We start from the raw sequence: 11,658 nt of genomic DNA, 5'->3' as shown, positions 1-11,658 counted from the left end.
TGTGCTTTGTACTCAACAAAAAACTTGGTAATCCGCCTCTTCAGTTTGATTTGCTTATTTCAAGTTGAGAGTGGGGTATTTTTAAGGTGCTTATATTTTTAAGGTAATTATATTCTAAGGATAGTCTCATGCCACATTTAACCATTCAAGTCACGCCCAATGTCAGTATCCCTCATGCAGAATCCTTACTTAAATCTTTGAACAAAGCGCTTTGGGATAGTGGACATTTTGGCAAGCCGACGGATATCAAAGCACGCATCATACCTATTGAGACATTTTTGGTGGGTGTTGAAGACGACGAACAGGCATATGGCTTTGTTTATGCGCATCTAAAAATCATGACCGGTCGTGATGAGGTCATACGCCATCAGCTTGCTGAGCTATTAACGGCTACCATAGAAGAGGTGTTAGATACCGAGCAATCAGAGCGCGTAGGCATACAAATCTGTGTTGAGGTGGAAGAAATCAGCGCGATTTATCATAAGAAAATGCTAGGTGACTAGGGCGTATTGAATACTTACAAATACTCGCACAGTGACTCGCTAGCATACTTAGGTAAGACAATCACTTCAACGCTATAACCTGCGGTGCGACCTTGAGTGGCCATCAGATTACGAGCAATGCGCAATCGATACGTGCCAGTGGCAGGCAAGCAGCCTTGATAAATGATACCGCCTTTGGTGCCATCTTGTGTGCCATTCGGCATATGCAGTACGCCGACATTGGCAGTCTCTGGGGTGCCGGTAAGGGGCGCAATATTAATAATGGCATATTGCCTGCTGCTGGCATCAAAGCGATACCAGCGCTCGTTTTCATTAGGCTTAAGCTGTCCCGTCACTGTACTACTAAGCGCGCCTTTGGCAAAACGAATCGGGGTGTCACTATTTTTAGCCAACGCACTGTGTGCGCTAACGCCTATTAATGTGGCACTAAGCAACAGCGTTTTTAGCACTTGCGCGGTTGTTAAAGTAGTTTTATTTTTAACCAAAAACATCGTACCTCCTAACTGACTTTGTTATTTATCTACTATAGTCAGTGAAAAGTAATATCGGCACCTCACGCACTGCTGATATCCATTTTTCTTGCTTGCTGTGCCTGCGCAGACAGAGGCGACAAAAAATTGATATCAGCAATACCATAGCCATTTTTAGCCCATTTAGATACAAGCGTTTGAAGTGAGGACACCCCCTAGTTAAGCATAAAAAAGCGCCTAATAAATAGGCGCTTTTTTTATTAATAATCAAGTAACTCGTACAGTCTTAGTCATGATTTTAGTCTAAGAAAGCAAAGTTTTCGATTTTCATGGCAGTCATGCTTTCGCTTGGTGCCACCATACCTTCGGCGTGGCCTGAGGTACGTGGTAGAATCTTATCAAAATAGAACTCAGCCGTTTGGATTTTAGCTTTGTAGAATTCTGGTGACTCAGTGCCGCCATTTTTTAGCTTGTCATAAGCGACAGCCGCCATACGCGCCCAGTGGTAACCCATCATGACATAGCCTGAGTACATCAAGAAATCTTCTGATGCGGCTGAGATGATTTCACGGTCTTTACGTGCCATTAGCATCAAGCGTACGGTTAGGGTGTTCCACTCAGCACAAAGCTTGGTCAATGCCCAAACGAATTTACGCATGTCTTTATCAAGTGCGTACTCGCCACACCATTTCATGATGCTTGAGGTGTAATCACGGATGATTTTACCTTTAGACTGCAAGATAACCTTACGACCTAACAAATCAAGTGCCTGTACGCCAGTGGTACCTTCGTACATAGTGGCAATACGTGCATCACGAGCGATCAGCTCCATGCCCCATTCTTTGATATAGCCGTGACCGCCATATATCTGCTGACCATGCTTGGCCGCTTCGATACCTAGCTCGGTTAAAAAGCCTTTTAGGATAGGCGTATAGAAGCCTAATTTGTCATCCCACTTTTCAAACTCAGCATCATCACCGTTGGCAACGCCTTGCGACATTTTGTCGGCATAACGCGCTGAGTGATAAATCATTGAGCGACCGCCTTCAGCAAAGGCTTTTTGCGTCAATAGCATACGACGAACGTCAGCGTGATGAATGATAGCATCGGCTACTTTTTCAGGATCTTTGGTCCCTGACAACGTACGCATTGAACGACGATCTTTCGCATACGGTAGGGCGTTTTGGAAAGACAGCTCAGTGTGTGCCAAACCTTGGATACCAGTACCGATACGGGCGGTGTTCATAAAGGTGAACATGGCTTTTAGGCCTTTGTTCGGCTCACCGATGAGATAACCTAACGCGCCGTCGAAGTTCAGTACACAAGTCGCTGATGAGCTGATACCCATTTTGTGCTCGATAGAGCCACAAGTAACGCCATTGCGCTCGCCTGCTTCGCCATCGGCATTTGGCAAGAATTTTGGTACGATAAATAATGAGATACCACGAGTGCCTTCTGGTGCATCTGGTAGGCGTGCTAAGACGATATGGACGATATTGTCAGTCAAGTCGTGCTCACCACTTGAGATGAAAATCTTAGTACCGCTAAGCTTGTAGCTACCGTCTTCTTGCGGAATCGCTTTTGACTTTACTTGTCCTAAATCGGTACCACACTGTGGCTCAGTCAAGCACATCGTACCTGCCCACGTGCCTTCAACCAATTTATGCAGGTACGTTTCTTTTTGCTCATCAGTACCGTACTGCATGATGGTATTGATACAACCTGTCGATAGGCCAGGATACATTGCCCACGGCCAGTTCGCCGTACCCATCATTTCAGACTTAATGAGGTTGATTGACATAGGCAAGTTCATACCGCCGTACTCTTCAGGGTACGAAATACCTTGCCAGCCGCCGTCTACAAACTGATCGTAAGCTTCTTTAAAGCCTTTAGGGGTAGTGACAACACCCTCTTCAAAATGACAGCCTTCTGCATCTGCTGGCTGGTACAAAGGGGCTAAGACATTTTCAGAGAAGTCAGCAAAGCTTTGCAAAATCATATCGACCGTTTCAGGATCAGCATTTGCGCCGTTGTCTAAATCTTTGTAATGCGTCTGAAAGTCGAAAACATCATTTATTAAAAACTTGATATCACGTAAAGGTGCTTTGTAAGTTAACATAGTTGGTCTCTTTGGTTGGTTCACTGTCATAGCACTAGGATTCAAACCTAAGTGTATTCAAGTGAATGTTTGCTTATTTTTTGTGGCAAATGAATGATCTTATGGAGGATCGATGGGACTTATGAATAAATTCTTGTCCGCTATAGGTATGGTCAAGCGTTACTTAATAAAAGTCAACTACTATGACGGTGATACGAGTATAAGACTTCTACAGCCACAAATATATAACGTATAACTAATATTCATAATTCGTAAAATTATACATTAAATTAAGTTATAAGTTAATAAAGTAATTTGTGAAGTAGTAGCACCCCGAATGATTTCTGTATAAACAGCCTGCAAAGTCATATAAAACAAGTAATGTCCCATGAATCGAAAAAATCTCGATGCAATGTCAGTAGAATAAGGAAAGCGATTTATGAGCGCATCAAAGCACAAGGCAGGTCTAGCATCTTGGTTAACAGCACTGTTTGCCTCTATTAAGGCTTTAATTGCAGGTGAGCTGGCGCATTTGTTAACGATTAACCGCAGTAAAAGACCTTGGCATATGCCGATTATTGCGGCCATTGCGATTAGCTTTCCAGTCTTTGTCGGTGCTTATTTTGATGCTTTATCCTCAGGTATCAAGGCCTCGTTGGGTGCGATGATTATCCTCAACTTACCATTGTCAGGCACGCTACCGTATCGTCTGGTGACGGTCATGGCGTGGGGCTTTGCCATGGTATTGAGCTTTGCGCTCGGACTTATCGCTCAGCAGATACCTGTGCTCAGACTGCCTATATTTGCGCTGCTTGCTTTTGCTATTATCATATTAGGTCGTTACTATCGGCAGCCGCCACCGGCAGGATTGTTTGTGATGATGGCGGGGGCGATTGCGTTATTTATTCCTGTGCCATTAGCGCAAGTACTGTCAGCAACAGGGCTGGTGATGTTGGGTAGTGGCATTTCGATGTTGTTGGCGCTGCTTTATAGTCTGTTTTTATTGGCCACGCGTCCTATAGTACCTGCGCCGATTTATATCTATGAGCCGGACATGATTAGCGACAGTCTCATTGTGGCTGGCTTTGTGAGCTTGGCGTTGGCAATCGCAATATTGCTAGAGATGCCCTATCCGTATTGGGCGGCTATAAGCTGCTTTATCATTATTCAGGGTATGCAGCTACGCACGATGTGGATCAAACAAGTGCATCGCTTACTCGGTACTTTGGTCGGAATGGCAGTCGCAGGTTGGATGCTGTCGTGGGGGCTATCGATATGGGGCGTTGCGATAGCCGTTCTGATGATGATGCTCTGTATCGAGTCGTTGGTCGATCGTCATTATGGCTTAGCAGTGATATTTATTACGCCATTAACGATATTTATCGCTGAATATGGCAGTGTGTCGCTGGTACAGCCCGTGGCCGAGGAAGTCATTCGTGTGCGCATGCTTGATACCACGATTGGCTGCGTCGTCGGTCTTAGCGGTGGTCTGGCGATTCATTCAAACCGTTTGCGCGTACCGTTACGCCAGATAGAAAACTGGATGCTGGCGCGTTTTGGTCAAACAACGAAACACTAAATCAACACCATAAATTCAAAGCATATGAGAGCGCTTTGTAATTCTGCTTTTCTTACAACAAGTCACTAAATGGTCGTGTAAGTCATTTGACGTTGAGGGCTTTAGTGGCTTGCACTACATCGATACTGTGACCCGTCCAACGCTCAAAACTTAAGGCGGCTTGACCGATAAGCATGCCGTAGCCGTCTGATATTTGCGCACCACGTGCCGCGAAATGCTCCAAGAACGGTAGCGTGCGACCGTACATCATGTCGTAAGCATAGTGACCGTGTAGGGTGTCGCTCAGTGGCAAAGTCTCACCTGATAGACCAATCGATGTGGCATTAATAATAATATCGAACTGTCCGCGCAGCTCGCTAGTGGTACAAGCGGTAATCTGCTGCTGACTAATAGAGGTACTGGCGGCGCTAAGCTCGCTGACTAAGTCACAGGCTTTGCTCACTGTGCGATTGGCAATTGTCAGGGTTCCGATACCTGCTTGAATCAGGGGTAGTATCACCCCGCGTGCCGCACCGCCCGCGCCAATGAGGGCAACGCGTGCACCCTCTAGCGGCCAACCCAAGCTACTGATATGATTGACCAATCCTTGCCCATCAGTATTGTCGCCGTATAGTGCCTCTGCTATTGGCGCGCCGCTTTTTAATAGCGCTTTATTGAGCAGAATCGTATTGACCGCACCAGCGACTTTGGCGTGCTCTGATAAGCCACCACGTGCCTGACAGCACGCATAAGCGACTTGTTTAAAAGGAACCGTCACGTTAGCACCCACACCGCCACCATGAAAAAACGCCTCAATAACCGCCATAAAACTGGCTGCCTCATCGGGACAATACTGGCGCTGATAGCTAATTTCAATCCCTGCCTGCGCGGCGAACTGGGTATGGATTGCAGGGGATTTGCTGTGGGCAATCGGATTGCCAATAACAATAAAGTGCTGGGTCATAAATAGTCCGCTGGCAGTAAGGGCATGGAGTGGTCAGATTGGTAAGCATTCAAACCCACTCATCATAAGGGATAACGTTATGTTTGACAAATGGAGCGGTTAAGGAATAAATACACGATTAAACACAGCGTTTTAAGACGTGAGGTCTTTAACAAATCTGTACTGTCTGGGAGCGGTATCCGTAACCTAAAGGGTAGTCAAGCGTTCAGCAGTTGGGTAAACTAGTGAGCATAAAAATCGATATCAATAGACGCCAGGAACTGCTAGGTTACAACCAAGCTTTTTAATAACAACATTCTTCATTATCAGTGGCACATCTGCCAGCTCGTTAATACTATTTTGAGACCAATCTAAAAGTGTGAGTAAATTGTCCATGTTGAATAATAACCTACAGACCTTGATGGTCAGTATGATAATGGCAGTTGGCGTGACGTTGAGTGGCTGTGATAGCACCAAAGAAGACGCCCAAAATCCAGAGGCCAGTGCGGCAAGCACTAGCGAACAGAGCGCTGCGGATACCTCTACGCAAACCACTCCGACCAAAACCGCCGACTTAGATGGTGCCACTGCTCAGCAAGGCATACCAGTAAAATATGAGGTTGCGTCGTGGAGCGCTGCCCCAGTAGACCCGCTTACGGTTGATGCGTTGGATGATATCAAGTCGACCTTTGGTAAAGTGGTCAGCACGGACGAAAACAGCCTAGACTACGCCAGTAATTCGGCCTCTAAGTATCGCTTTATGGATACCGATGCGCCTTATTTAGACCTTATCGACTCCGAAAAATATCTGGAGCTTGGTTGGTATTACGCCAATCCAACCGACTCAAAAAAAGAAAAAGAGCTGAGTCAAAACCATGCCAAAAAATCCTATATGCTAGCGCGTCAGCTGATGGGTGATGAGGGCGGAAAATTAATCGCTGATATGCTGGGCGGTCAAATTATTAAGAATAAAACCGTCGGTGGACAAAAAATAGAGCTGGCGAAATGTGAGTTTTACAGCTGTATGCTGGTGCTGAATAAAGCCGATGCGCAAACAGACAATAGCTAAACGGTGGCCGCCATTATGCCGCCGCCCAACAGCTGGCTACGTCTGCAACCTCTAAGCGCGGCGAGCGATGACGCAGCAGTAACAGCGCTAACCATGCCATTAGACAATCGCGGACTGGCATATGGTGATGGCTTTTTTACCACTATGGGCGTCATCGACGGGCGGATACTGTGGTCGGACTATCATCAGCAGCGTCTTGACTCTCATGCCAGTGCCTTGCATCTCGATATCGATAGCCGAACACTGTTAGCTACCTTGCATAGACAGGCCAAGCACTTGCAGCAAGGCATGCTTAAGCTTATCGTCACCCGCGCGGTGCAAGATGTCCGTGGTTATGGTTATACGCCAAGCACGTCCGGCAGTGCGTGTGAGATCTGGCTCAAGTCTTCCGCCATGCCTCTCGCCACTGCTGAGCAGATGTCTTTACCTGATGGGTGCTTAGTGCCTGTGCAACCAGTGGCTTCTGCCATTTGTTTGTCTTCTCAAATTGCTTGCTTACCGCCACCGCTGGCCGGACTCAAAAGCTTAAATCGCCTCGATACTGTGCTGGCAAGCGCCGAGCTGCAACGCATCAAAGCCCAAGAATTGACGTCCCATTCATTACAAACCAAGCATTTACCAGCCAATACAGAGCCAAATATTGGCGAAGGTCTGCTGCGTGATATGAGCGGGCAGTGGGTTGAAGGAACGATGAGTAATGTGTTCTATCAATTATCAGAATCGCCATTCGCAAAATCGTCCAATCCTTCACATCCTCAAAACAACGGCAACTATCTGAGCACTGGTCAATGGTACACGCCGTCGATGGCACAATCGGGCGTCGCTGGCGTGATGCGTCAAGTGCTTATCGATGGGCTATCCAGTACAGAGCAGCCAGCCATCATAAGACCATTACAAGATGAGGATTTGCCGCAGTTAAGCCAACTGTTCTTTTGCAATGCGTTACGTGGCATCATGCCGATGAGCAGTCTGACGTTATTGTCGGGTGAAGTGGTGGGGTTATAAAGTGAGTGAGTTACTATCTTATTTATTCAATAAACGATAAAAATGCTGTCTAAAAAAATCTTTCCTGCCTTCGTTTTGAAGATCTTCATATCGAGCTTGGCTCAATTTCAGATATTCAGTTTCTTGCTCGATACCAATAAAGCGCCTTCCTAGTACACTGCTTGCAATACCTGTTGTGGAAGAACCTGCAAAAGGATCGAGAACTAACGCATCTTTTTGGGTGGAAGCTAAAATAATTTGCGCTAGTAATGCCATAGGCTTTTGTGTTGGATGTTTACCACAAGATTTCTCCCATTTGGCAATAGCTGGCAAACGCCAAACATCTTTCATTTGCTTGTCATTATTTAATCGTTTCATCAAATCATAGTCGAAGTAATGCGGTATTTTAGGGTATTTTCTTGCCCAAATGATAAACTCTGTCGAATGAGTAAAAAAGCGGCAAGAAAAATTGGGTGGTGGATTGGTTTTCTCCCACGTAATGACATTGAGTATTTTGAAGCCTAACTCAGGTAGTATACGACCTAGAGTGAAAATATTATGATGTGTGCCACTGACCCATAAAGTTGCATTATCTGCCATTTTTTCACGGACAGTAGATAACCATTGATAGGTAAAATTATAAGCATCATTGTCACTGATGAGCTTGTCCCACTGACCTTTATTGACTGACTGGACTTTACCGTTTTTCACTGTTAGACCATTATTGAATGTACTGGTTAAGAGCCAGCGCTCTACTATTATCTATACGCTTATCCATTAAGGTTCACAAGTACTGAGAGCTACTTTATGTTTGAGCTAGCTACTCATTCTATTCTACGCCAAAGATAATAAATTCAGTATCAAGCATATCATCAGGTTCTAAAGTAATATTCTCGCTTCTATATTCTTCTCGCGCTTTTAGCAGAGCAGTTTCACCATCTTCTGCAACCACTTCTATAAGTGCACTCATCGTTTCGATTACTTCTATTTGATAAATATTCAAACCGTCTGTCCTTATCATAACTATTCTCAACAATTACAAGTTGTCATATTCAAAATCTATTTTTGTTATCTATACCAACTAGATTAGCAAAAGCGCTCAAAAGAAGTGATCGTCTTTTGTTACGCAGACTTGTGTCATAAAGCAAATCGATCAATGATCCTTTTTCAATAGAAATGATTAAAAGGACAATACTGCATGCATTCCATATATGAAAAAGTAAGGGTTCCAATACAAATCAGACGTTTAATGGTTTTTGATGAAATTTGTAGATTGGCCAAAGCTAAGCCTAATGAAATTGTGCATTTGTCGCCTTACACCCAACTGGCTTTTGGAGGTATGTTTGAGTATGCGCATACGCGAGAAGAAGTCATTGAGCAGGGTATTGACGTTATTGCTAATGATGAATTGGTGATGTGTGCATTGACGGTTAATCTAATTCCTTTCACCAAACCTGCACGCAACTCGGTACAGCTGTTATGGCAGTGGAATCGCTATGTGCGTAATCGATTGCATGCTTATATCGACTATCGTGGAGTGCATTTTTTCAAAATCAATGATGAAATTGATTGGGAGTATCCAGCGCATAAGTTTCATCAGCGTCTTGTGGCTACTGCGCGATTACCTTTATGGGACGATAGAGAGGAGTTAATCGCAGACGTCTACCGTGATAATAAAGGACAACCGAGGCCTGAGCGCTTTAATGAGAAACGTTTAATATAATTTTCGATAATGCCCACGACCGATAAATTCAACAATGCCTTTATCGCGCAACACTTGTAATTGCTGACGGATTTTATCTTTGATATGGTTGTTTTCAGGATGTTTGAGTTTTAATAAATCAGCAAACGCATAAACCTGATTGAGAGAGAAATTAGCATCTAATTTATCGATACATTGCCAAATATCTAACGTCCAACCACGTGTCTGCTGTGATTGCTGACGCAGAAACAAGGTTTTTTGAAATTGCTCGATGACATTATCGCGTGGTATGACTTGCTGGTCTTTGACCAAAAATACTTTTCCCGATTCAGGCACTTTACGCAAATCAATATTGCAGCCGACCCAACCAGCGCGTTTGGCAGTAACGGATAATGGTTTGCGCTTTATAATCATGTCCGGCTGAAAGAATTGTTTGGGAATGATTAAAAAGTTATTCACCCTATATTCTTGCGAGTAGGTCAGAAAGAAAAAGCTGGGATTATTATCGCTATTGATACGTTCAATCATGGTGTCATAAGCACCATCATTAATAATGTTGCTCAATTTTGCCTTTTTACTTTTTAGTTCATACTCCTCATGACAGTTTGCACAATAAAAATCAGCGACAGGTTGGTTATTAGTAAATTCAGCCAATGGTTGTGCATTACAATTAGGGCAATAGCTTTGGTTAGAAACCCAGTCTTCGCTGAGCACTCTAATGATTTGGCTTGGTGATTTATAGTTTGCAGCGAGATTTTTATTGAAATTAAGGTTCATAGCCCGTTTTCTTATTAAAGGAAATATTTGAAGGGATAAATAAGCACTATGAGTATTAAGCCATATAATTCACTCTAAACAGCACGTTAATCGATAAGCTAAGCAAATACCATTGAAAAGCGCACGGTTCAGTGCTAAATTCTAGCAAACTTCTGCCTCGCGAGTTGCCATGAGCACGCCCACACCTGAAACGCCTCCTGAACGTCCTAATGATACCCCATCCAATAAGCAAGCGGGAACTGTTGACGAGCGTGTTGCTAGCACGCCATCAGATGCTAGACCAGTCGTCGACGAGGCGGCAGTAGAGGACGTACCGGCAACAGATGTCTCGCTCATCAGCGGCAAGAGTAAACCGCGTAAATATAAAGCGGACAATCAGTCGTTCTTTATGCAGCGCGGTTATCAAGTCTTGCTCGTGCTTGGGCTGATTGCCGCGTTTTTCTTAGTGATGGTCTATCAGACGTTGTTTGGACGGATTGAGCAGCCGCAGCAAATGGTGACGATTGAGTCAGGTCAGACCTATTACGGCTTATTGCCGCAGTGGCAACAGCAGATTCCACTTTTTTCTGCCAGCATTGCCAAGCTCTATATCAAGTCGCAAGTGGACGCGCCATTACATGCCGGTATTTATCAATTACCAGAGAACCCAACCATCGCTGAGGCGCTGCAAGTGCTCGCGCAAGGGGCTAAAGCAGCGATGGTAAAAGTGCAAATTATCGAAGGCAAAACGTCTAAAGATCTATATCAAACGCTACGTGATAATAACACTATCAAAAAAGAAGTGCTGACAGTGAATGGCGCTAATGCTAGCAATGCTAGTATCGCGCAGGCTTTAGATTTGGCAGGTATATTGCCAGACAGCGTGACCAATAGTAACGACCCTATCGTCAATCATAATCTTGAGGGTTGGTTTGCGCCTGATACTTATTATTACGGCGAGGGCACCAGCGACAAGCAGGTATTGACAGATTTGTACAAGCGTCAGCAGCAGGCATTGACCAAAGCATGGGAAAATCGTGCGCCTGACCTGCCTTATAAGAGTCCTTATGAAGCGCTGGTTATGGCCTCTATTATCGAAAAAGAAACCAGCGTGGCAGAAGAGCGTCCTTTAGTCTCTGCGGTGTTTAAAAACCGCTTGGATAAAGGCATGCGCATGCAGACCGATCCGACCATTATCTATGGCATGGGCAGCCGCTATGATGGCAATATTCGCCGTAAAGACATCGACGAAAAGACCTCGTATAACACCTATCAAATTGATGGTTTGCCGCCCACACCGATAGCCTTGCCTTCTGCGGCTTCTATCGAAGCAACCTTACATCCGGCGGATAGCGATGCGTTGTATTTTGTGGCGACAGGCAACGGTGGGCACAAATTCACCAATAGCTTGGCTGAGCACAATCAGGCGGTAAAAGAATACCTGAGCGTGATGCGTGAAAAGCGCTCGCAAACGCCGCCGTCATAAGCCAGTATGTACCGAAGAGCCACGCCCATTCTCATCAATGACATAAGGTCATAGTATGTCAGCATCTATAGCAGCCAACTTAGCATACA

At 44.9% G+C, this 11,658-nt stretch carries 12 protein-coding genes; 6 read left to right on the top strand and 6 right to left on the bottom strand.

Going from position 1 to position 11,658, the window contains the following annotated elements; translation table 11 throughout:
• Nucleotides 1-128 precede the first annotated feature (128 nt).
• Nucleotides 129-503, top strand: coding sequence for a 5-carboxymethyl-2-hydroxymuconate Delta-isomerase (locus AAEY79_RS12065; RefSeq protein ID WP_025651101.1), 375 nt, complete (start codon nt 129-131; stop codon nt 501-503).
• A 14-nt stretch (nt 504-517) separates the two neighbouring features.
• Here the strand turns inward: AAEY79_RS12065 and AAEY79_RS12060 are convergent, their stop codons facing one another.
• Together AAEY79_RS12060 and AAEY79_RS12055 are read right to left on the bottom strand one after the other, a co-directional pair.
• Nucleotides 518-994: a hypothetical protein gene (locus tag AAEY79_RS12060; protein WP_352288485.1), complete on the bottom strand. Its 477-nt coding sequence runs from the start codon at nt 992-994 to the stop codon at nt 518-520.
• A 277-nt stretch (nt 995-1,271) separates the two neighbouring features.
• On the bottom strand, nt 1,272-3,092 hold the full coding sequence (locus AAEY79_RS12055) for an acyl-CoA dehydrogenase C-terminal domain-containing protein (protein WP_025651099.1): 1,821 nt from the start codon (nt 3,090-3,092) through the stop codon (nt 1,272-1,274).
• A gap of 418 nt (nt 3,093-3,510) precedes the next feature.
• Here AAEY79_RS12055 and AAEY79_RS12050 point away from each other — a divergent pair, with 418 nt between their 5' ends.
• Complete coding sequence (locus AAEY79_RS12050) at nt 3,511-4,650, top strand: FUSC family protein (RefSeq protein ID WP_201566279.1); 1,140 nt, start codon at nt 3,511-3,513, stop codon at nt 4,648-4,650.
• 82 nt (nt 4,651-4,732) lie between these two features.
• Here AAEY79_RS12050 and aroE read toward each other — a convergent pair whose 3' ends face one another.
• A complete protein-coding gene (gene aroE / locus AAEY79_RS12045) occupies nt 4,733-5,593 on the bottom strand; it encodes a shikimate dehydrogenase (protein ID WP_101212186.1) in 861 nt (286 codons plus the stop codon).
• A gap of 373 nt (nt 5,594-5,966) precedes the next feature.
• Here aroE and AAEY79_RS12040 point away from each other — a divergent pair, with 373 nt between their 5' ends.
• Together AAEY79_RS12040 and AAEY79_RS12035 are read left to right on the top strand one after the other, a co-directional pair.
• Nucleotides 5,967-6,641: a hypothetical protein gene (locus tag AAEY79_RS12040; protein ID WP_101212174.1), complete on the top strand. Its 675-nt coding sequence runs from the start codon at nt 5,967-5,969 to the stop codon at nt 6,639-6,641.
• 15 nt (nt 6,642-6,656) lie between these two features.
• Nucleotides 6,657-7,646, top strand: a complete 990-nt coding sequence (locus tag AAEY79_RS12035) for an aminotransferase class IV (RefSeq protein WP_352288482.1) — start codon at nt 6,657-6,659, stop codon at nt 7,644-7,646.
• A gap of 18 nt (nt 7,647-7,664) precedes the next feature.
• Here AAEY79_RS12035 and AAEY79_RS12030 read toward each other — a convergent pair whose 3' ends face one another.
• A complete protein-coding gene (locus tag AAEY79_RS12030; RefSeq protein WP_265088506.1) occupies nt 7,665-8,336 on the bottom strand; it encodes a site-specific DNA-methyltransferase in 672 nt (223 codons plus the stop codon).
• A gap of 118 nt (nt 8,337-8,454) precedes the next feature.
• Nucleotides 8,455-8,628: a DpnD/PcfM family protein gene (locus tag AAEY79_RS12025; RefSeq protein WP_227502332.1), complete on the bottom strand. Its 174-nt coding sequence runs from the start codon at nt 8,626-8,628 to the stop codon at nt 8,455-8,457.
• Nucleotides 8,629-8,823: 195 nt separating this feature from the next.
• Here AAEY79_RS12025 and AAEY79_RS12020 point away from each other — a divergent pair, with 195 nt between their 5' ends.
• Nucleotides 8,824-9,348: a hypothetical protein gene (locus AAEY79_RS12020; protein WP_201582487.1), complete on the top strand. Its 525-nt coding sequence runs from the start codon at nt 8,824-8,826 to the stop codon at nt 9,346-9,348.
• On the opposite strand, the gene AAEY79_RS12015 is transcribed toward AAEY79_RS12020, so the two are convergent.
• Nucleotides 9,340-10,104, bottom strand: a complete 765-nt coding sequence (locus AAEY79_RS12015) for a DpnI domain-containing protein (RefSeq protein ID WP_352288477.1) — start codon at nt 10,102-10,104, stop codon at nt 9,340-9,342. The two genes, AAEY79_RS12020 and AAEY79_RS12015, sit on opposite strands and share 9 nt — an antisense overlap.
• A 169-nt stretch (nt 10,105-10,273) precedes the next feature.
• On the opposite strand from AAEY79_RS12015, the gene mltG reads away from it, so the two are divergent.
• A complete protein-coding gene (gene mltG, locus AAEY79_RS12010) occupies nt 10,274-11,569 on the top strand; it encodes an endolytic transglycosylase MltG (protein WP_025651089.1) in 1,296 nt (431 codons plus the stop codon).
• Nucleotides 11,570-11,658: the final 89 nt, after the last annotated feature.

Origin of the sequence: Psychrobacter sp. GW64-MNA-CIBAN-0177 (assembly GCF_040309585.1) — a bacterium.
GTDB lineage: Bacteria > Pseudomonadota > Gammaproteobacteria > Pseudomonadales > Moraxellaceae > Psychrobacter > Psychrobacter okhotskensis.
The sequence above is the reverse complement of the archived record's forward strand: the minus strand, read 5'-3'. Positions and strand labels throughout refer to the sequence as shown.